This window comes from Pseudomonas juntendi, assembly GCF_021560075.1.
Lineage (GTDB): Bacteria > Pseudomonadota > Gammaproteobacteria > Pseudomonadales > Pseudomonadaceae > Aquipseudomonas > Aquipseudomonas juntendi.
This window is the reverse complement of record NZ_CP091088.1, coordinates 5,530,972-5,551,827: the sequence shown is the minus strand read 5'-3', so window position 1 is coordinate 5,551,827 and position 20,856 is coordinate 5,530,972. Positions and strand designations below refer to the sequence as shown.

General features: G+C 57.4%; 17 protein-coding genes. 16 read left to right on the top strand and 1 reads right to left on the bottom strand.

What is annotated here, in order from left to right:
* Positions 1–33: 33 nt before the first annotated feature.
* From L1P09_RS25675 to L1P09_RS26485, 16 genes are all read left to right on the top strand, one after another.
* The gene (locus L1P09_RS25675) at positions 34–441 is read left to right on the top strand and encodes a F0F1 ATP synthase subunit I (RefSeq protein ID WP_009684665.1); all 408 of its coding nucleotides are present in this window, start codon (positions 34–36) and stop codon (positions 439–441) included.
* Between the two features lie 16 nt (positions 442–457).
* Positions 458–1,327 (top strand): F0F1 ATP synthase subunit A, encoded by an 870-nt coding sequence (gene atpB, locus L1P09_RS25670; protein ID WP_003260030.1) that lies wholly within the window; start codon positions 458–460, stop codon positions 1,325–1,327.
* Positions 1,328–1,470: 143 nt separating this feature from the next.
* The gene (gene atpE, locus L1P09_RS25665; RefSeq protein WP_003097235.1) at positions 1,471–1,728 is read left to right on the top strand and encodes a F0F1 ATP synthase subunit C; all 258 of its coding nucleotides are present in this window, start codon (positions 1,471–1,473) and stop codon (positions 1,726–1,728) included.
* A 58-nt stretch (positions 1,729–1,786) separates the two neighbouring features.
* Positions 1,787–2,257, top strand: a complete 471-nt coding sequence (locus L1P09_RS25660; protein WP_003253189.1) for a F0F1 ATP synthase subunit B — start codon at positions 1,787–1,789, stop codon at positions 2,255–2,257.
* 12 nt (positions 2,258–2,269) lie between these two features.
* Positions 2,270–2,806, top strand: a complete 537-nt coding sequence (locus L1P09_RS25655; protein WP_003253191.1) for a F0F1 ATP synthase subunit delta — start codon at positions 2,270–2,272, stop codon at positions 2,804–2,806.
* Between the two features lie 21 nt (positions 2,807–2,827).
* Complete coding sequence (atpA, locus tag L1P09_RS25650) at positions 2,828–4,372, top strand: F0F1 ATP synthase subunit alpha (protein ID WP_009684664.1); 1,545 nt, start codon at positions 2,828–2,830, stop codon at positions 4,370–4,372.
* Between the two features lie 48 nt (positions 4,373–4,420).
* Positions 4,421–5,281: a F0F1 ATP synthase subunit gamma gene (gene atpG, locus L1P09_RS25645; protein WP_009684663.1), complete on the top strand. Its 861-nt coding sequence runs from the start codon at positions 4,421–4,423 to the stop codon at positions 5,279–5,281.
* Between the two features lie 27 nt (positions 5,282–5,308).
* A complete protein-coding gene (gene atpD, locus L1P09_RS25640; protein WP_009684662.1) occupies positions 5,309–6,685 on the top strand; it encodes a F0F1 ATP synthase subunit beta in 1,377 nt (458 codons plus the stop codon).
* A 44-nt stretch (positions 6,686–6,729) separates the two neighbouring features.
* Positions 6,730–7,149: a F0F1 ATP synthase subunit epsilon gene (locus L1P09_RS25635; protein WP_029886844.1), complete on the top strand. Its 420-nt coding sequence runs from the start codon at positions 6,730–6,732 to the stop codon at positions 7,147–7,149.
* 121 nt (positions 7,150–7,270) lie between these two features.
* A complete protein-coding gene (gene glmU / locus L1P09_RS25630) occupies positions 7,271–8,638 on the top strand; it encodes a bifunctional UDP-N-acetylglucosamine diphosphorylase/glucosamine-1-phosphate N-acetyltransferase GlmU (protein ID WP_235768294.1) in 1,368 nt (455 codons plus the stop codon).
* A 263-nt stretch (positions 8,639–8,901) separates the two neighbouring features.
* The gene (locus L1P09_RS25625) at positions 8,902–9,681 is read left to right on the top strand and encodes a DeoR/GlpR family DNA-binding transcription regulator (protein ID WP_177331325.1); all 780 of its coding nucleotides are present in this window, start codon (positions 8,902–8,904) and stop codon (positions 9,679–9,681) included.
* A 3-nt stretch (positions 9,682–9,684) separates the two neighbouring features.
* Positions 9,685–11,520, top strand: a complete 1,836-nt coding sequence (glmS, locus tag L1P09_RS25620) for a glutamine--fructose-6-phosphate transaminase (isomerizing) (protein ID WP_235768293.1) — start codon at positions 9,685–9,687, stop codon at positions 11,518–11,520.
* A gap of 183 nt (positions 11,521–11,703) precedes the next feature.
* Positions 11,704–12,618, top strand: a complete 915-nt coding sequence (locus L1P09_RS25615) for a TnsA endonuclease N-terminal domain-containing protein (RefSeq protein WP_100852561.1) — start codon at positions 11,704–11,706, stop codon at positions 12,616–12,618.
* Positions 12,615–14,795, top strand: a complete 2,181-nt coding sequence (locus tag L1P09_RS25610; RefSeq protein WP_100852560.1) for a Mu transposase C-terminal domain-containing protein — start codon at positions 12,615–12,617, stop codon at positions 14,793–14,795. Before L1P09_RS25615 ends, L1P09_RS25610 begins: the two co-directional genes overlap by 4 nt.
* Complete coding sequence (locus tag L1P09_RS25605; RefSeq protein WP_100852559.1) at positions 14,795–16,252, top strand: ATP-binding protein; 1,458 nt, start codon at positions 14,795–14,797, stop codon at positions 16,250–16,252. The genes L1P09_RS25610 and L1P09_RS25605 overlap by 1 nt, the downstream gene beginning before the upstream one ends.
* A 19-nt stretch (positions 16,253–16,271) precedes the next feature.
* A complete protein-coding gene (locus tag L1P09_RS26485) occupies positions 16,272–17,804 on the top strand; it encodes a TnsD family Tn7-like transposition protein (RefSeq protein WP_100852558.1) in 1,533 nt (510 codons plus the stop codon).
* Positions 17,805–17,889: 85 nt separating this feature from the next.
* On the opposite strand, the gene L1P09_RS25600 is transcribed toward L1P09_RS26485, so the two are convergent.
* Positions 17,890–20,856: a Tn3 family transposase gene (locus L1P09_RS25600; protein ID WP_003090772.1), complete on the bottom strand. Its 2,967-nt coding sequence runs from the start codon at positions 20,854–20,856 to the stop codon at positions 17,890–17,892.

Sequence of the window (20,856 nt, the reverse complement as noted above, 5' to 3'; positions counted from 1 at the left end):
GACTTGTTGGTCGACTTCCGAGGAGCAGTTGTGATGGAAATCCGCACGCCAAACCGCCTGCCTTTCCATCGCTGGGCGGTTTTTCCGGTACTGCTGGCTCAATTTGTCGTATTCCTGCTGGCGACCCTGGTGTTGTGGCAGTGGAAAGGGGCGGTCAGTGGATATTCAGGCCTTTGCGGAGGTTTGATTGCCTGGCTGCCCAACGTGTATTTCGCCTGGAAGGCTTTTCGCTTTAGCGGAGCTCGGGCGGCACAAGCCATCGTCAAGTCGTTCTACGCTGGCGAGGCAGGCAAGATGATTTTGACGGCAGTGCTTTTTGCACTGACCTTCGCAGGAGTGAAGCCACTGGCGCCGCTAGCAGTATTCGGCGTCTTCGTGTTGACCCTTTTGGTCAGCTGGTTCGCGCCCCTGCTGATGAATAAAAGACTTTCGAGACCTTAGGGCGTTTGAGGCAACCATGGCAGCAGAAACCGCTTCGGGCTATATCCAGCACCACTTGCAGAACCTGACCTACGGTCAACTACCAGACGGCAGCTGGGGCTTTGCCCATTCGGCTGCAGAAGCCAAGGCAATGGGCTTCTGGGCGTTCCACCTGGACACCCTGGGTTGGTCCGTCGCGCTGGGTCTGATCTTCCTGTTCATCTTCCGCATGGCGGCCAAGAAGGCCACCTCCGGCCAGCCTGGCGGCCTGCAGAACTTCGTGGAAGTGATGGTCGACTTCGTCAACGGCAGCGTGAAGGACTCCTTCCACGGCCGTAGCCCGGTCATCGCACCGCTGGCGCTGACCATCTTCGTCTGGGTATTCCTGATGAACGCCGTCGACCTGGTACCGGTCGACTGGATTCCTCAGCTGGCCATCCTGATCTCCGGTGATCCGCACATTCCGTTCCGCGCCGTGTCGACCACCGACCCGAACGCGACCCTGGCCATGGCGTTCTGCGTATTCGCGCTGATCATCTTCTACAGCATCAAGGTCAAGGGCCTGGGCGGCTTCATCGGTGAGCTGACCCTGCACCCGTTCGGCAGCAAGAACATCTTCGTGCAGATCCTGCTGATTCCGGTCAACTTCCTGCTCGAATTCGTCACCCTGATCGCCAAGCCGATCTCGCTGGCACTGCGTCTGTTCGGCAACATGTATGCCGGCGAACTGGTGTTCATCCTGATCGCGGTCATGTTCGGTTCCGGCCTGCTGTGGCTGAGCGGCCTGGGTGTCGTGCTGCAATGGGCGTGGGCGGTGTTCCACATCCTGATCATCACCCTGCAAGCTTTCATCTTCATGATGCTCACCATCGTCTACCTGTCGATGGCGCACGAAGATAACCATTAAGACCGCCTGGCGTGTCTGATAGCCTTCCCCGCTCGTTTGGGGGAGGGCTTAAAAAGTCCGCAAGGGCATGCTGTACCAAACGATTTGTTTTACCGCTTCAACTTAAAAACCTAACCAATACGACGTAAAAGTCGGGAGGAAAGATGGAAACTGTAGTTGGTCTGACCGCTATCGCTGTTGCTCTGCTGATCGGCCTGGGTGCTCTGGGTACCGCCATTGGTTTCGGCCTGCTGGGCGGCAAATTCCTGGAAGGCGCTGCTCGCCAGCCAGAAATGGTTCCAATGCTGCAGGTTAAAATGTTCATCGTTGCCGGTCTGCTCGACGCCGTAACCATGATCGGTGTTGGTATCGCTCTGTTCTTCACCTTCGCGAATCCGTTCGTTGGTCAAATCGCCGGCTAATCACTCGTAACCACGAGTTGATAGCTGTGATGAACCAAAGACCGAGCGAGGTGTTGGCGTGAATATTAATGCAACCCTGATTGGCCAATCCGTTGCCTTCTTGATTTTTGTACTCTTCTGCATGAAGTACGTATGGCCTCCGGTCATCACTGCTCTGCAAGAGCGCCAAAAGAAGATTGCTGACGGCTTGGACGCTGCCAACCGCGCAGCTCGCGACCTGGAGCTGGCCCAAGAAAAAGCGGGTCAGCAACTGCGTGAAGCTAAGGCACAGGCAGCCGAAATCATTGAGCAAAGCAAGAAACGCGCTGCTCAGCTTGTCGAGGAAGCCCGTGAACAGGCCCGCGTCGAAGCTGACCGTGTGAAGGCTCAGGCTCTGGCCGAGATCGAACAGGAACTGAACAGTGCTAAAGACGCCCTGCGTGCCCAAGTGGGTGCCCTGGCCGTTGGCGGTGCTGAAAAGATCCTTGGCGCCACAATCGATCAAAACGCGCATGCGGAGCTGGTTAACAAACTGGCCGCTGAAATTTAAGCGAGGGCGATCATGGCAGAACTGACCACGTTGGCCCGACCTTACGCTAAGGCTGCCTTTGAGCACGCCCAGGCCCATCAGCAACTGGCCAATTGGTCAGCCATGCTCGGCCTGGCTGCTGCGGTGTCGCAAGACGACACCATGCAGCGCCTGCTCAAGGCCCCGCGACTGACGAGCGCAGAAAAGGCCGCCACGTTCATTGACGTGTGCGGTGACAAGTTCAATGCACAGGCACAGAATTTCATTCATGTTGCCGCGGAAAACGACCGTCTCCTGCTTCTGCCGGAGATTGCCGCCCTGTTCGACCTGTACAAGGCCGAGCAAGAGAAATCCGTGGACGTGGAAGTCACCAGTGCCTTCGCGTTGAACCAAGAACAGCAAGACAAACTCGCCAAGGTTCTCAGTGCACGGTTAGGCCAGGAAGTGCGCCTGCACGCGTCGGAGGATGCCAGCCTGATTGGCGGCGTCGTCATCCGCGCAGGTGACCTGGTAATCGATGGCTCTGTTCGCGGCAAAATCGCGAAACTGGCCGAAGCATTGAAATCTTGAGTTTGAAGGGGCAGCAGAGCAATGCAGCAACTCAATCCTTCCGAAATTAGTGAAATCATCAAGGGCCGCATCGACAACCTCGATGTGAGCTCCCAAGCCCGTAACGAAGGTACCGTTGTTTCGGTATCCGACGGTATCGTGCGGATCCACGGTCTGGCCGACGTCATGTACGGCGAAATGATCGAGTTCCCTGGCAGCGTCTATGGTATGGCCCTGAACCTGGAGCAAGACTCCGTAGGTGCAGTGATCCTGGGTGCCTATGACACCCTCGCCGAAGGCATGAGCGCCAAGTGCACCGGCCGCATCCTGGAGGTTCCTGTTGGTAAGGAACTGCTGGGTCGCGTCGTTGACGCACTGGGCAACCCGATCGATGGCAAAGGTCCGCTGGGCAACACCCAGACCGACGCGGTCGAGAAAGTGGCTCCAGGCGTGATCTGGCGTAAGTCGGTAGACCAGCCTGTACAGACTGGCTACAAGTCCGTCGACGCCATGATCCCTGTCGGCCGTGGCCAGCGCGAGCTGATCATTGGCGACCGTCAGATCGGTAAGACCGCCATGGCCATCGACGCCATCATCAACCAGAAAGACTCCGGTATTTTCTGTGTTTATGTTGCTGTCGGCCAGAAGCGCTCCACCGTTGCCAACATCGTTCGCAAGCTGGAAGAAACCGGCGCCCTGGCCAACACCATCGTGGTTGTTGCCAGTGCTTCGGAATCCGCCGCACTGCAGTTCCTGGCGCCATACGCCGGCTGCACCATGGGCGAGTTCTTCCGTGACCGCGGTGAAGACGCACTGATCGTTTACGATGACCTGTCCAAGCAGGCCGTTGCCTACCGTCAGATCTCCCTGCTGCTGCGCCGTCCACCAGGACGTGAAGCGTACCCAGGCGACGTGTTCTATCTCCACTCCCGTCTGCTGGAGCGTGCATCGCGCGTTTCGGAAGAATACGTCGAGAAGTTCACCAACGGTGCAGTCACTGGCAAGACCGGTTCCCTGACCGCCCTGCCGATCATCGAAACCCAGGCTGGCGACGTTTCCGCGTTCGTTCCGACCAACGTGATTTCCATCACCGACGGTCAGATCTTCCTGGAATCGGCCATGTTCAACTCGGGCATCCGCCCTGCAGTGAACGCCGGTGTTTCGGTATCCCGCGTAGGTGGTGCCGCTCAGACCAAGATCATCAAGAAGCTGTCCGGTGGTATTCGTACCGCTCTGGCTCAGTACCGTGAACTGGCTGCATTCGCCCAGTTCGCTTCCGATCTGGACGAAGCGACCCGCAAGCAGCTGGAGCATGGTCAGCGCGTAACCGAGCTGATGAAGCAGAAGCAGTACGCGCCGATGTCCATCGCGGACATGGCTCTGTCGCTGTACGCCGCTGAGCGTGGTTTCCTGACTGACGTGGAAGTCTCCAAGGTCGGTAGCTTCGAGCAAGCACTGATCGCCTTCTTCAACCGTGATCACGCCGAACTGATGGCGAAGATCAACGTGAAGGGTGACTTCAACGACGAAATCGACGCAGGCCTGAAAGCCGGTATCGAGAAGTTCAAGGCCACCCAGACCTGGTAAGCCGCAGCGGGGGCTCCGGCCCCCGCTTGCTAACCTGATAGGTGATACATGGCAGGCGCAAAAGAGATTCGCAGTAAGATTGCGAGCATCAAAAGCACGCAAAAAATTACCAGCGCCATGGAGAAAGTGGCGGTCAGCAAGATGCGCAAGGCACAAATGCGCATGGCTGCTAGCCGTCCTTACGCGGAGCGTATCCGCCAGGTGATCGGTCATCTGGCCAACGCCAACCCGGAATACCGCCACCCGTTCATGATCGAGCGCCCTGTAAAGCGCGCCGGTTATATCGTGGTGAGCAGTGACCGTGGCTTGTGCGGTGGCTTGAACACCAACCTGTTCAAGGCCCTGGTCAAGGACATGAGCGAAAACCGCGAACAGGGCGTGGAAATCGACCTGTGCGTGATCGGCAGCAAGGGTGCGACTTTCTTCCGCATCTTTGGCGGCAACGTTGTAGCCGCGATCAGCCACCTGGGCGAAGAGCCGTCGATCAATGATCTGATCGGCTCCGTCAAAGTGATGCTGGACGCCTACATGGACGGCCGTATCGATCGCCTCTCGGTGGTTTCGAACAAGTTCATCAACACCATGACCCAAAAACCGACGGTCGAGCAATTGGTACCGTTGGTGGCAACCCCGGATCAGGAACTCAAGCACCACTGGGACTACCTGTACGAACCCGACGCAAAAGAGCTGCTGGACGGCTTGATGGTGCGTTACGTGGAGTCGCAGGTCTACCAGGCGGTGGTCGAGAACAACGCTGCTGAACAAGCAGCCCGGATGATCGCCATGAAAAACGCCACAGACAACGCCGGTGATTTGATCAAAGAGCTGCAATTGATCTACAACAAGGCGCGTCAGGCTGCGATCACCCAGGAGATCTCGGAAATCGTCGGCGGCGCTGCCGCGGTTTAACGGTTCAAAAAATCAGAGGATCCAGCTATGAGTAGCGGACGTATCGTTCAAATCATCGGCGCCGTCATCGACGTGGAATTCCCACGTGACGTCGTGCCGAGTGTTTACAACGCGCTGAAAGTACAAGGCGCGGAAACCACCCTGGAAGTTCAGCAGCAGCTGGGCGACGGCGTGGTTCGTACCATTGCGATGGGCTCGACCGAAGGCCTGAAGCGCGGTCTGGATGTCGTCGACACCGGCGCTGCCATCTCCGTTCCTGTTGGTAAGGCCACCCTGGGCCGCATCATGGACGTACTGGGCAACCCGATCGACGAAGCCGGTCCGATCGGCGAAGAAGAGCGTCGCGGTATCCACCAGCCAGCGCCTTCGTTCGCTGACCAGGCAGGCGGCAACGACCTGCTGGAAACCGGCATCAAGGTTATCGACCTGGTTTGCCCGTTTGCCAAGGGTGGTAAGGTTGGTCTGTTCGGTGGTGCCGGCGTCGGCAAGACCGTTAACATGATGGAACTGATCCGTAACATCGCCATGGAACACAGCGGTTACTCCGTGTTCGCTGGTGTGGGTGAGCGTACTCGTGAGGGTAACGACTTCTACCACGAGATGAAGGACTCCAACGTTCTTGACAAGGTAGCGCTGGTCTACGGTCAGATGAACGAGCCACCAGGAAACCGTCTGCGCGTAGCGCTGACCGGCCTGACCATGGCTGAGAAGTTCCGTGACGAAGGTAACGACGTTCTGCTGTTCGTCGACAACATCTATCGTTACACCCTGGCCGGTACCGAAGTATCCGCACTGCTGGGCCGTATGCCTTCTGCAGTAGGTTACCAGCCGACCCTGGCTGAAGAGATGGGCGTTCTGCAAGAGCGCATCACCTCCACCAAGGAAGGTTCGATCACCTCCGTTCAGGCCGTATACGTACCTGCGGACGACTTGACCGACCCGTCGCCAGCGACCACCTTCGCCCACTTGGACGCCACCGTCGTTCTGTCCCGTGACATCGCCTCCCTGGGTATCTACCCAGCGGTCGACCCACTGGACTCGACTTCGCGTCAGCTGGACCCGAACGTGATCGGCAACGAGCACTACGAGACCGCTCGTGGCGTTCAGTATGTTCTGCAGCGCTACAAAGAGCTGAAGGACATCATCGCGATCCTGGGTATGGACGAACTGTCCGAAAGCGACAAGCAACTGGTAGCCCGCGCTCGTAAGATCCAGCGCTTCCTGTCGCAGCCGTTCTTCGTGGCCGAAGTCTTCACCGGTTCGCCAGGCAAGTACGTTTCCCTGAAAGACACCATCGCTGGCTTCAGCGGCATCCTCAAAGGTGACTACGACCACCTGCCAGAACAAGCGTTCTACATGGTCGGCAGCATCGACGAAGCGATCGAGAAAGCCAAGAAACTGTAATCCCGGCGCCCCGCAAGGGGCGCTAATCAGGTTGAGGCAAGCAGATGGCTATGACAGTCCATTGCGACATCGTCAGCGCGGAAGGAGAAATCTTCTCCGGCCTGGTCGAGATGGTAGTAGCGCACGGCAACCTGGGCGATCTGGGTATCGCTCCAGGCCACGCGCCGCTGATCACCAATCTCAAGCCAGGTCCGATCACGCTGACCAAGCAGGGTGGCACTCAAGAGGTGTTCTACATCTCCGGTGGCTTCCTCGAAGTGCAGCCGAACATGGTGAAGGTTCTTGCCGACACCGTGCAACGTGCTGCCGACCTGGACGAAGCTCAGGCTCAGGAAGCCCTCAAGGCTGCCGAGAACGCGCTGAACACTAAAGGCTCGGACTTCGACTACGGCGCTGCAGCCGCACGTCTGGCCGAGGCGGCTGCTCAGCTGCGTACTGTCCAGCAAATGCGCAGAGGCAAGTAATCCGGCCCAGGCCGCTTACTGCCAGTGCGATTGAGTTAAAGGGTAGCCTCGGCTACCCTTTTTCTTTTTCCGAATTTCTATTCTGGTCACGCAGCTGACCGCCCAGGATTGGTAGCCAGTAATGTCCCTCGATATCGTTATTCTCGCCGCAGGCCAAGGTACGCGCATGCGTTCGGCGCTCCCCAAAGTGCTGCATCCGGTCGCCGGCAACTCCATGCTCGGCCATGTTATCCACAGCGCGCGCCAGCTGCAGCCGCAAGGTATTCATGTGGTCATTGGCCATGGTGCCGAACTGGTCCGCGAGCGCCTGGCCGCCGATGACCTGAATTTCGTCATGCAGGATAAACAGCTGGGTACCGGCCACGCCGTTGCACAGGCACTGCCAGCGCTGACTGCCGACACTGTGCTGGTACTGTACGGCGACGTGCCGCTGATCGAAGTGGAGACCCTGCAGCGGCTGCTGGCCAAGGCCAATGACCAGCAACTGGGCCTGCTCACGGTCACCCTCGACGACCCGACCGGCTATGGTCGCATCGTTCGCGATCAGCAAGGCAATGTCACCGCCATCGTTGAGCACAAGGATGCCAGCGAAGCGCAGAAAGCGATCAACGAAGGCAACACGGGCATTCTGGCGCTGCCAGCGGCGCGCCTGGCTGGCTGGATGGGTCGTCTGTCGAACAACAACGCCCAGGGTGAGTATTACCTGACCGACGTCATCGCCATGGCGGTGGCCGATGGTTTGGTGGTGGCTACCGAGCAGCCCCACGATCCAATGGAAGTGCAGGGGGCCAACGACCGTCGCCAGCTTTCCGAGCTGGAGCGCCACTACCAGTTGCGTGAAGGGCGTCGCCTGATGGCCCAGGGTGTAACCCTGCGTGACCCGTCGCGCTTTGATGTGCGCGGTGACGTTACCGTCGGTCGTGACGTGCTGATCGACATCAACGTTGTACTCGAGGGCAAAGTGGTCATCGAGGACGATGTGCAGATCGGTCCCAACTGTGTAATCAAGAACACGACCCTGCGCAAAGGGGCTGTGGTCAAGGCCAACAGTCACCTGGACGGTGCGGTGATGGGCGAGGGCAGCGATGCCGGCCCGTTTGCTCGGCTGCGCCCTGGCAGCGTACTGGATGCCAAAGCCCATGTGGGTAACTTTGTAGAACTGAAAAACGCTCACCTTGGAGAGGGTGCCAAGGCTGGCCACCTGACTTACCTGGGGGATGCCGAAATCGGCGCACGTACCAACATTGGCGCAGGTACCATCACCTGCAACTACGACGGTGCCAACAAGTTCAAGACAGTGATGGGTGAGGATGTATTCATCGGTTCGAACAACTCGCTGGTAGCGCCTGTGGAAATCCAGGCCGGCGCCACTACCGCCGCTGGTTCTACCATTACGCAGGCTGTTGAAGCAGGTGATCTGGCAGTGGCCCGGGCACGCCAGCGCAACATCCCAGGTTGGAAGCGGCCGGAGAAGATCAAGAAGAGCTGATTTATCCACAGCTGCTTTCCTCGAAGCCGACCTATGTGAGTAAGTCGGCTTTTTTGTGCGCTATGCAACCCGATGTGTGGGCGCGGCCAGTGTGGGAGCGGGCAAGCCCGCGAACACCGGCAAAGCCGGTGCTATACATCGCGGTGCCGGCGTTGCGGACAAGCCAAAGAAAAATTGCCGCCAGTAAAGTTATGCACAGCTTGACGAATCGCTCATCTTAGGTTTTGATTGCAATCATTATCTTTCGAAACGAAATTTAACCGATCATGTCGAAACGAAACACCCCTCAACGCCGCCACAACATCCTGGCCCTGCTCAGCGAGCTGGGCGAAGTGAGTGTGGATGCCTTGGCCAAGCGTTTCGAAACCTCGGAAGTGACCATTCGTAAGGACCTTGCCGCGCTGGAGGCGAACGGCCTGCTGCTGCGCCGTTACGGCGGTGCAGTACCGGTACCGCAGGAAATGCTCAGCGAACCCGCGCACCCGGTCTCTGCCTACAAAAAAGCTATCGCCCGTGCAGCGGTGGGTCGTATACGCGAGCATGCTCGGATCATCATCGATAGCGGTAGCACGACCGCCGCTATGATTCCGGAACTGGGCCGCCAGCCCGGCCTGGTGGTGATGACCAATTCGTTGAATGTGGCTCGCGCCATCAGCGAGGTCGAGCACGAACCGGTACTGCTTATGACCGGCGGAACCTGGGACCCGCACTCCGAATCGTTCCAAGGGCAGGTCGCCGAGCAGGTCCTGCGGTCTTACGATTTCGACCAGTTGTTCATCGGTGCCGATGGCATCGACCTCGCGCGGGGCACCACCACCTTCAACGAGTTGCTTGGCCTGAGCCGGGTAATGGCTGAGGTCGCCCGCGAAGTGATCGTGATGGTCGAGTCGGACAAGGTGGGGCGCAAGATCCCCAACCTCGAGCTGCCCTGGGGCAGCGTGCATACCCTTATTACAGATGAACGCCTGCCCGCAGCGGCACGCGAACACATTCAAGCCCGCGGCATCAACTTGATCTGTGCCGCGATCAGCCAGGAGCAATAATTCATGTGTGGAATCGTTGGTGCCGTCGCCGAACGTAATATCACCGCCATCCTGATCGAAGGCCTCAAGCGGCTTGAGTACCGTGGCTACGACAGCGCCGGCCTGGCCGTGCTCACCCAGGAAGGCCAGCTGCAGCGTCGCCGCCGTATCGGCAAGGTCAGCGAGCTGGAAGCGGCCGTTGCTGCCCAGCCGCTGAGTGGTCGGCTGGGTATCGCCCACACCCGCTGGGCGACGCATGGTGCACCCACCGAAGGCAATGCCCACCCGCACTTCTCTGCTAATGAAGTAGCGGTAGTGCACAACGGCATCATCGAGAACCACGAGGAGCTGCGCGAAGAACTGAAGGGCCTGGGCTATGTCTTCGCCTCGCAGACCGATACCGAAGTCATCGTGCACCTGATTCACCATACCCTGAAAAGCGTGCCGAACCTGGCAGATGCGCTGAAGGCGGCCGTGAAACGCCTGCACGGTGCCTACGGCCTGGCGCTGGTCAGCATCCACCAGCCTGATCGCCTGCTCGCCGCACGCAGCGGCAGCCCGCTGGTCATCGGCCTGGGCCTGGGCGAGAACTTCCTGGCATCCGACCAACTGGCCCTGCGCCAGGTGACCGACCGCTTCATGTACCTGGAAGAAGGCGATATCGCCGAGATCCGTCGCGATCAGGTCACCATCTGGGACCAGGCCGGGCATGAAGTCCAGCGCGAAACCGTGCAGTACCATGAAGGCGCCGAGGCCGCCGACAAGGGTAACTACCGCCACTTCATGCTCAAGGAAATCCACGAGCAGCCAACCGTGGTTCAGCGCACGCTGGAAGGGCGCTTGGGTAAAGATCACGTTCTGGTCCAGGCCTTCGGCCCTCAGGCTGCAGAGTTGTTTGCCAAAGTGCGCAATGTGCAGATCGTTGCCTGCGGTACCAGCTACCACGCAGGCATGGTCGCCCGTTACTGGCTCGAAGGCCTGGCCGGCATCCCTTGCCAGGTGGAAGTGGCCAGTGAATTCCGCTACCGCAAGGTGGTGGTGCAGCCAGACACCCTCTTTGTGTCCATTTCGCAATCTGGTGAAACCGCTGACACCCTCGCTGCTCTGCGCAACGCCAAGGAGCTGGGCTTCCTCGGCAGCCTGGCAATCTGCAACGTGGGTATCAGCTCGCTGGTCCGTGAGTCGGACCTGACCCTGCTGACCCTCGCTGGCCCGGAAATCGGTGTGGCCTCGACCAAGGCTTTCACCACCCAGCTGGTGTCGCTGATGCTGCTGACGCTGGCGCTCGGCCAAGTCCGCGGCACCTTGCCGGCCGGTGTCGAGGCCGATCTGGTCGAAGAGCTGCGCCGCCTGCCCACGCGCCTTGGCGAGGCCTTGGCCATGGACGCCACCGTCGAGAAAATCGCCGAGCTGTTCGCCGACAAGCACCACACCCTGTTCCTCGGCCGTGGCGCCCAGTACCCGGTGGCGATGGAGGGCGCACTCAAACTCAAGGAAATCTCCTACATTCACGCAGAAGCCTACCCAGCTGGCGAACTGAAGCATGGCCCATTGGCACTGGTGGACAACGATATGCCGGTGGTGACCGTTGCGCCGAACAACGAACTGCTGGAGAAACTGAAGTCCAACCTGCAGGAAGTACGGGCCCGTGGTGGTGAATTGGTGGTGTTCGCGGACGAACATGCGGGCATGACCAATGGCGAGGGCACACACGTGATCCAGGTGCCGCACATCGCCGATGCCCTGGCGCCGATCCTGTACACCATTCCGCTGCAGTTGCTGTCTTACTACGTGGCTGTGCTGAAAGGCACCGATGTGGACCAGCCGCGTAACTTGGCCAAGTCGGTTACGGTTGAGTAACGGATGGGCGCGGGAGCTTGGTGTTGCTTCCTAAAAAAGGGAGTAACAAAAAAAATTAAGTAGGTAACAAGCGAAATTAAGTAGGTAACAAGCCCCTCGGAGGCGTAAAATCGGGGTTCAAGCGGCTGTATAGCGGCCGCATCGTCGATTTGAAGCGATTTGCACTCCGAGGCTGGCGCCGCTATGAATCCCTCCCAGCCCAATCCGACACCTCCCGCGGCCTTCAATCCGCGTCGGGGAAAGCTTGTTAGCAGGGATTACCTCGAGAAGCTGATCAAAAAAGGCGTCGGCAGCGGTGAACGTGAGTCCTACCGGCCCTGGCTCAAAATCCGGTCGGTTCCTTCCAGGGGCACGTCCAGAGTCGTGCCTGGAGTCCGGGTCGCTCGCGGGCATCACTGCTTGTCCAATGGCGAATTCAGTTTCTTCGTCCTGATGGAGTTCAATCAAGACATCACGGACATCCGTGAGCAGTTCCCGCTGCTTGATTACGATGAGACCCACTCCATCGCGTTGCAAAAAAATATCAAGCCCGCCCGTTATATCGGTACGGATGTGCCGTTCGTTCACACCGCAGACTTCATGCTTAGCTACACCCGCGCTGGAGCTGATGCGACGACGCTTGTCGCAATTTCACTTAAATATCGAAGTGAAATAGCTAACGCTTCTGTCGAAAAGCGAAAGCGCATCTTCGAAAAGCAAGAAATCGAGAAAGAGTATTGGGCGCGGCGTGGAGTCGAATCGAAGCTATGCTTCTTCGAAGATCTTCCACACATGAAGATCAAGAATCTCATCATCATTCGAAGCTATGCCAATTTGCCTTTGTCTATTGCATCTGACAACAACGTCAAGAAGATTCTGCAGTTCCTGAGTGCTGCCGACCCAGTCGAAGTAGAGCGTATTTCACTGAGGCGATTGTTGAGGCTTATCAGTCAGAACGTATATATAGAATACTCGGTTGTAAAAGAGCTAGTTTTTTATCTTATTTGGCATAAGCGAATCATAGTTAATTTAGATGAGTTCGAACTTGGAATATCTAAGCCTCTGATGGGGCTAACAGTGCCCTCCACAGCGGTATATTTCGGTGAGGTCACGTTGTGAAATTGCCCATTAATTATGTCTTAGTCCCGGTACTCGAATCCGCCTTAATAAAGTCGGTCTCAAGGATTATAGATATTAACCATAGTACCGGGCAGGCGCTGATCATTGGGCTTGAGTACCCCTTGAAGAAGCCAGGCGTGATCGGCATTGAGGAGATTTCCTACGAGCTGGAGCAGGGAATCCTCCGAGTTGAGCAGGACCTCCCTGCGGCATACATGCTTAAGGATGAGGACGAGCTCAGTGATAAAGAAAAATTGTCACGCGAAAAAGCATGGAAGCTTATTAAAGACATCGTCGTAGATAAAACCGCCGGCGATATGTTTGTGGATGGTGGCTTCGGTAAGCTCGTAGCTGACCATGCGGCTAGGCTGAACGTTTCGCGAGTGATGATCTATAGGCTACTCTATAGATATTGGGCGCATGGTCAGTCCAAAAACGTATTCCTTTGGCAATCGACCAAGTGGGGCGCCCCAGGAAAACGGAAGGTCTACAAGGAGGGCGCTCAACCAGGGAGGCCGCCGCTCTACCGTGGAATCGTCAAGAAGGATCGAGCGATACGAATCAATGACTTTGACCTGATCTGCATTGAGACGTCCTTTCTAAGGTATGTCAACAAACAGGAGTCTTCAGTTAAGAAATCTTTCGACTGGATGATCCAAAACTATTATCGAGAGATACATTCAGATGGGACTGTCGGAGATGTCAAACGCGGTAAACATCCGACCATAACCCAGTTCAGACGATACTCGGGTCAATACTTCGATCGTCTGTCTATACTGAAGTCCCACGCCGGTGAGATTCGTTGGCTTAAAGACCATCGCGCTATTAAAGGTAGTGCTGTTGATGGTGTATCCGGCCCGGCTCATCGATACGAGATAGACGCCACTATTGCAGATATTTATCTCGTCCACCGTGTGAATAGAAATTGGATCATAGGAAGGCCTGTACTTTATATTGTAGTGGATGCCTATTCGCGCATGATTGTGGGAGTACACGTCGGACTCGAAGGTCCAAGCTGGGAGGGTGCTCGCCATGCGTTATACAACGCATTTACAAGCAAAGTGGATTATTGCAAGCGCTATGGCATAACAATCGATGAAGATGAGTGGCCGTGCCATCACATCCCGGCTGAGGTTTCAGCAGACCGGGCGGAGCTGCTTAGTCATGCAGGCGAGGAGTTTTCCAACACCCTTGATGTGATTTTGAAAATTGCGCCCCCTTACAGGCCTGATTGGAAGTCCATCGTAGAGAGTCGTTTCAAGCTCATTAATCAAGGGCTTAGCCTTAAGTTCATGCCGGGTGGCGTCGACGCTCGAAGAAACGAGCGTGGGGATCGCGATTATCAGCTGGATGCTCAGTACGATTTAGATCAGTTCACGTCAATCATTATTAATGAAATCCTCTACCACAACTCCACCCTACATTTACCACATCTCGCCACTAACGATATGGTCCGGGATGAGATAGATCTCTATCCGATCGATATTTGGAAGTGGGGAATGGAGAATAATCTCCTGAGGCTAAAGACTCGCACGGATACGGAGATCAAGATTGGTCTATTACCCTCCGCGCTAGCAACCGTACGCCGAGCGGGTATTTACTTCAAAGGGGTGTACTACACCTGCGCCCTGGCTCAGCGCGAGGAATGGTTTGCCAAAGCTCATAACTTCGGCGTCCAGCGGCTGAAGGTTTGGTATGACCCAAATAGCGTTGATAATGTTTGGATCCGTGATGGGGCGGGCTTCGTTCGCTTGGAAGTAGTTGAGTACCTGAAGGAAAAATATAGCGGTTTTCGGCTAGAGGAGGTTGAAGACCGGATTGCGATCTTGAAGCAAGTATCACCTGACAAAGAGTACGACCGGCTCAACAAAGCAGCTCGGACAAGAGATGCCAACGATGAAATATCCCAGCAAGCGAAAAAAATGAAACAGGCCTCGCCCGCTCCGCCATCCAAAGCTGCGGCAAAGGCCAATAAGTTAGTTAATCGCCGTTCAGAGGTAGTGGTGCTTCGGGCAGCAGACAGTGCTGATCTATCGCGATTGAAGACCGACGATTTGGCGCTCTCATCGCCACCTTCCGCTGAGCAATCGGATCAAGACGTCTCGACGCGCGAGCCCACAGCGCGCAAGAAGGTCGTTTTGAGTTTGATCTCCTCCAAGCTCAAAAGGCCTGAATAATGCTTCGCTCATCTGCTGCGATCTACACTCCGACCGGGCTCGCTCATTATGACGGCAACCCTCTGATAGAGGCGCTTCCCGCCATCCATGAAGATGAGGCTATAGGCGAACTGCTCTGCAATTTTCCCGAATTTCCCAGCGCGGCAGAGATGACATTGAGTGCAAAGCTCAGAGCGCACTGCGTTAGCCGTATTAGCGACATTGTTGTACCTATGGAACTGCATCTTCAGTTCGAAGCGTCCCTAAGCCAACTGATTAGGGCAGGCTACACTGCTCGAAACCCCTTTGATCGGAACGCTGTGGCCATGCTTCATGCAGCTGACGATTCTCAACTACGGCATTGCGGCTTCAAATCCTCTGCATCCTCGCTCGCAATTTTTGGGTTGAGTGGCATGGGGAAAACCACAATGCTAAACAGCGTGGTCAAGACCTATCCTCAAGTGATTGTCCACAAGCGATATGCCGGTAAGGCCTTGAATAGGACGCAGGTTGTCTGGCTAAAAATTGATTGTCCTCACGATGGCTCCCCGCGCGGTCTGTGTGCTGCTTTTTTCGCTGCGCTCGATGCAGCAATCGGCAGTGATTATACTGATAGGTACATGAAGCCAAGAGCGAGTGTCAGTATGCTGCTTCAGCACGTCAGTCAGCTCAGCCGCAGTTTCAATGTGGGCGTTTTAATTATTGACGAGTTACAGAATCTAAATTTGTTAGCTGATACTGAAGCAAAGCAGCGCATTCTCAATTTTTTCCTGACCCTATCTAATGATTCGGGCATACCGCTAGTTTATTCCGGCACGAACTCCACCTTCAAACTTTTCTCCAAGGTTGTTCGAAACGCAAGGCGTGCCCTTGGCATGAGCGATTATTACTTTGATCGGTTTCGGATCGACGACGACGAATGGAGTGCCTTGGTACAAACCTTCCTTGCCTACAATTGGACAAGGGAGCTGGTCCAATTCACGCCCGAGCTTAACGAAACATTGTACGACCTGAGCCAGGGGAATACTGATTTCCTAGCGAAATTGATGATGCTAACCCAGTGGTACGCACTATCGAACGACGAGAAAATTACCCCCGCCCTTTACCGAAAAGTCTATGAACGGCAGATGATCATTCTGCATAAGCCCATAGAGGCTCTACGCAGCCGTGATCCACTACAAATCGGCGATTTCGAAGACATGATGCCGGCCCGTGAACAAGTGGCGCAGATGCTCGCTGCGGCTCATCTGCGCCAGGCACGGCGAGCTGGATCGCTTATTCACCGTACCCCTCTGGCCGACCCTCTGTCGATTGACACAGCCGAGAAATCTGCTGGTCGCAGGCGCGGCCATTTGGCTGCAGTGGCTGATCCTTCGGTAGTTAGCGACGCGCAGCAGATCGCGGAATCCGATGACTGGGAAGCCACTGCTGCCGAGAAGGGCTTTACTACATTGGACGGCAAAATAGATCTTTGGTGATGGTAGGGAGCGGGATGATATGGCTTCTGTGCTGAACTTCCCTACGCCCCTTCCAGATGAAACTATCACCAGCCTGGTAACCCGTTACCATCAGATCTCTGGAGGTGTCGGGGTCCGGCGGACGCTGACTGATCTGTTTGGGAGCGTCACTCGCAGCTACGCATCTGACCTGCCGTGTTATCTGAGCCGCCTTGAAGCTTCGTCAGGCTTTGGCGGCCTGGCGGACAGCCATACGCTACTTCCATACTTCGAGCCTTTTCTTTCCCCTGGGATAGCCAGGCGGGCCAGGCAGCTGATGCAGTCGGCCCAGTCTGATGGGCTCAAGATGACGTTGGGTATCACAGCAGCTGGATTTGAGCGGTTCCGCGTCCGGCAATACTGCCCCCGATGTGTCGCCGTGGACGTTTCGGTACATGGGGTGTCTTACTGGCATGTCGGTCACCAAGCCACTGGCGTACATGTCTGCCCGGTCCATCATTGCTCCCTGCAGCGCGTTCTATCCGACCCACGGTTCGGCTATTTCAACCAGTTTTTTCTTCCCTCAGATGTGATTCGGCTTCGGGGACGTGAGGAGATCGAGTCTGCGCCTACTGCGTATTTCTGCCGGCTTGCGAAGCTTGCAGACATCGTGGATTGGGGGAGGTCCCACCCTCGAGCGATCTCCAGCCTGCTTCAGGCCCGCTATCTTTTATTCGTCTTAGACAGAGCTGGGTATATTTCGCGTGGGAGGGTGCGTGCTGGCATGCTTGCAGAGCATTTTCTAGAAGCTACTGAGCTATATCCGCCACGAGACGAATTTTGCAGGTTGTTCGAGCTCCACGGTGAAAAAGTAGTTTGGCCATTCAATTTGCTACGGGCACGCGCCTCAAGCCATCACCCCATTTTTTTCTATGTTTTCCTCAATTCATTTGGTGTAGACCTTCAATGCCTAATCCAAGACGATGCTGAAAGTGTGAAATTTTGCCCTGCTCCGTTACTCAAAGCCGTGTCTCAAGCGTCGCCTGCGCCCCATTTTGAGCTGGTCGCTAGACGACAATCCTTTACTACAAGCTACGCTATAGGTCCAGCTAAGAAGGCGCAAAATTATACTTGGCTATATCGTCACGACCGGGCATGGCTCCGAAACTATATTTCTTGTCATGCGAAGCGTTTGGCAGTTAACGATAACATTGACTGGGACGGGAGAGACCGTGAGCTAGTCGCAAGGTTGTCACGCGCTTTGGATGACTTATACGCGTTGCCAGGTAGGCCAGTTCTTATTTCACTAGCGGCTCTGTGTCGCGTCTTATCTGTACCTCCTGATGCGTTTCGACAGCAGCGGAAGCTGCCCAGGTCTACGGCGTTCATCAAGGCGTGTTTGGAAAGCCGGCATGATCATCAGCTCAGAAAGCTACACTGGGCCGCTCGTTTCCTAGCTATGAAAAATGTGAATATTACTCGGTCCAGCCTATTCAGGCAGGCTAACATAAGAGTATTGCATCTGGCGGAGAGTGAAGTTGCGTCAATCATTGTCGGCGCGACAGGCATTCATAGCGGTCATGAAATTGTCTAGGTTGCCGTACAGGAGATATGCGACCCGAGTGAATAACTGCATAGGTGTACGAGGGGCGAATAGAGAAAACGGAAAAAATCGTACGCTAAGGTTTTCCGGGCAGCCTTAGCGGCCGAAACTTCCCGTCCTCCAGCCTGCGGCTCTGCCGCCAGACATAATCGCCGGTCAGATTGATGTGCTCCCACCCCAGCGGCGACAGGTATTGCAGCAGCTCACCATCCACCGACTTCCCCGCATCGCCCATCGCCTGGGTGGCGCGCTCCAAGTACACCGTGTTCCACAACACGATGGCGGCCGTCACCAGGTTGAGGCCACTGGCCCGGTAGCGCTGCTGCTCGAAGCTCCGATCCCTGATCTCGCCGAGGCGGTTGAAGAACACCGCCCTGGCCAGGGAGTTGCGGGCTTCGCCCTTGTTCAGTCCAGCATGCACGCGCCGGCGCAGCTCGACGCTTTGCAACCAATCGAGGATGAAAAGCGTGCGCTCGATCCGGCCCAGCTCGCGCAGGGCCACGGCCAGGCCGTTCTGGCGCGGATAGCTGCCGAGCTTGCGCAGCATCAGCGAGGCGGTGACCGTGCCCTGCTTGATCGAGCTGGCCAGGCGCAGGATGTCGTCCCAATGGGCGCGGACGTGCTTGATGTTCAGGGTGCCGCCAACCATTGGGCGCAATGTCGGGTAGTCCTGGACGCTATTCGGAACATACAGCTTGGTTTCTCCGAGGTCGCGGATGCGCGGTGCGAAGCGGAAGCCCAGCAGGTGCATCAGGGCGAAGACATGATCGGTGAAGCCAGCCGTGTCAGTGTAGTGCTCCTCGATCCGCAAGTCGGACTCGTGGTACAGCAGACCGTCGAGCACATAGGTAGAGTCGCGCACGCCGACATTCACCACGCGGGTGCTGAACGGTGCGTACTGGTCGGAGATGTGGGTGTAGAACAGCCGCCCCGGCTCGCTGCCGTACTTCGGGTTGACGTGGCCGGTGCTTTCGCCTCGACCACCCGCCCGGAAGCGCTGGCCATCGGAAGAAGAGGTCGTGCCGTCGCCCCAGTGAGCGGCGAAGGTATGACGGTACTGGTGGTTGACCAGCTCGGCCAGGGCCGCCGAGTAGGTTTCGTCTCGGATGTGCCAGGCTTGCAGCCAGGACAGCTTGGCGTAGGTCAGGCCGGGGCTCGACTCGGCCATCTTGGTCAGCCCGAGGTTGATTGCATCGCCCAGGATCGCTGACAGCAGCAATGTCCGGTCTTTGGCCTCGGCACCGTCCTTCAGGTGTGTGAAGTGGCGGCTGAAGCCCGTCCAGTCGTCCACGTCCATCAGCAGTTCGGTGATCTTGATGCGCGGCAGCAAATGGCTGGTCTGGTCGATCAGCGCCTGCGCGGTATTGGGCACCGCGGAATCCAGCGGGGTGATCTTCAGCCCGGACTCGGTGAGGATGGCATCGGGCAGCTCGTTGTCCTTGGCCAGGCGGGTGACGGTGGCCAGCTGCTCGTCCAGCAGCTGCAAGCGCTCTTCCAGGTACTGGTTGCTGTTCGGGTTGATCGCCAGGGGCAGAGCCTGCGCATGCTTGAGCGCGGCGAACCTCTCTGCCGGCAGCAGGTAGTCGTCGAAGTCGCGGAACTGCCGCGAGCCCTTGACCCAGATGTCACCGGAGCGCAGCGCGTTCTTCAGCTCGGACAGGGCGCAGATTTCGTAGAAGCGCCGGTCGAGGCCTTCCGGGGTTATCACTAGCGGCTTCCAGCGCGGCTTGATGAAGGCGGTGGGCGCATCGGCCGGCACCTTGCGCAGGTTGTAGGCGTTCATCTCGCTCAGGGTCTGCACGGCTGCCAGCACGCCTTGCGCAGCCGGGGCAGCGCGCAGTTCCAGCACCTCCAGCAAGGCCGGCGTGTAACGGCGCAGAGTGGCGAAGTTCTCGCCGACCAGGTGCAGATGGTCGAAGCCTTCCGGCCGGGCCAGCAGCTCGGCCTCGCTGACGCTCTCGGTGAACTCGTCCCAGGGAATCACCGCCTCAATGGCGGCATAGGGATCGCTACCGCTTTCCTTGGCTTCCAGCAGAGCCTGGCCGATCTTCGAGTACAGGCGCACCTTGTCGTTGATCGCCTTGCCCTGCTTCTGGAACTGCTGCTGATGCTTGTGCTTCGCGCTGCTGAACAGCTTGACCAGGATACGGTCGTGCAGATCGACCAACTCATCAATCACCGTCGCGGTGCTCTCCAGCACCACGGCGGCCAGGGTCGCGTAGCGTCGCTGCGGCTCGAACTTGCCGAGGTCTTTGGGCGTCATCTGCCCACCCTCGCGGGCCAGCTTGAGCAGGCGGTTCTGGTGGATGTGTCGGCCCAGGCCTTCGGGCAAGTCCACCAGCTGAAATGTCTTCAGCCGCTCGATGTGTTCGAGCATGTGGCGGGAGTTCGGTTTCAGCGGTGCCTGTCGCAGCCAGGTCAACCAGGTGATGCTGCTGCCGGCCTTGAGCTTCAACAGCTCGTCCAGCTTGGCCCGATGCGAGTCCGTGAGTGGTTCGACCAGGGCGCGGTAGACTCGGCGATTGGCCCGCGCAATGGCCTCCGAACAAGCTCGATCAATTACGCTCAACGCCGGCAGAATGCGCCGCTTCTGTCGCAGGCTCTCCAGGGCCTGACCGGCCAGCAGTAAGCCCTTGTCGGTCTGCTGGGCCAACTCGGTCAGCTCGCGCACCAGGGCGCGGAAGTCGGACAGGCCGAACGGGGCCAGTTGTAGGTAGGTGCGCAGTTCCTGGGCGTGCTCGCGGCGAGTCACGTCGCGTTCGCCGTACTTCAACCAACTCGCCGGGTCGGCCTGAACTTGCTTGGCCACCCACTGGATGACCGGCTCGGGCGGCTCGCTGTCGGTGCCCAACGCATAGCCGGGGTAGCGCAGCAGGCTGAGCTGCACCGCGAAGCCCAGGCGGTTGGCGTCGCCGCGCCGCTGGCGGATCAGCGACAGGTCGGAGTCGTTGAAGGTGTAGTAGCGGATCAGGTCATCCTGGCTTTCCGGCAACGCAAGCAAGGTGTCGCGCTCCGTAGCCGAGAGAATCGAGCGACGCGGCAT

Coding starts and splice junctions, on each gene's coding strand:
- L1P09_RS25615 (WP_100852561.1), top strand. CDS start 11,704: ATGAATCCCTCCCAGCCCAATCCGACACCTCCCGCGGCCTTCAATCCG.
- L1P09_RS25600 (WP_003090772.1), bottom strand. CDS start 20,856: ATGCCGCGTCGCTCGATTCTCTCGGCTACGGAGCGCGACACCTTGCTT.
- atpA (WP_009684664.1), top strand. CDS start 2,828: ATGCAGCAACTCAATCCTTCCGAAATTAGTGAAATCATCAAGGGCCGC.
- atpB (WP_003260030.1), top strand. CDS start 458: ATGGCAGCAGAAACCGCTTCGGGCTATATCCAGCACCACTTGCAGAAC.
- glmS (WP_235768293.1), top strand. CDS start 9,685: ATGTGTGGAATCGTTGGTGCCGTCGCCGAACGTAATATCACCGCCATC.
- atpD (WP_009684662.1), top strand. CDS start 5,309: ATGAGTAGCGGACGTATCGTTCAAATCATCGGCGCCGTCATCGACGTG.
- L1P09_RS25655 (WP_003253191.1), top strand. CDS start 2,270: ATGGCAGAACTGACCACGTTGGCCCGACCTTACGCTAAGGCTGCCTTT.
- L1P09_RS26485 (WP_100852558.1), top strand. CDS start 16,272: ATGGCTTCTGTGCTGAACTTCCCTACGCCCCTTCCAGATGAAACTATC.
- atpE (WP_003097235.1), top strand. CDS start 1,471: ATGGAAACTGTAGTTGGTCTGACCGCTATCGCTGTTGCTCTGCTGATC.
- atpG (WP_009684663.1), top strand. CDS start 4,421: ATGGCAGGCGCAAAAGAGATTCGCAGTAAGATTGCGAGCATCAAAAGC.
- L1P09_RS25635 (WP_029886844.1), top strand. CDS start 6,730: ATGGCTATGACAGTCCATTGCGACATCGTCAGCGCGGAAGGAGAAATC.
- L1P09_RS25675 (WP_009684665.1), top strand. CDS start 34: ATGGAAATCCGCACGCCAAACCGCCTGCCTTTCCATCGCTGGGCGGTT.
- glmU (WP_235768294.1), top strand. CDS start 7,271: ATGTCCCTCGATATCGTTATTCTCGCCGCAGGCCAAGGTACGCGCATG.
- L1P09_RS25605 (WP_100852559.1), top strand. CDS start 14,795: ATGCTTCGCTCATCTGCTGCGATCTACACTCCGACCGGGCTCGCTCAT.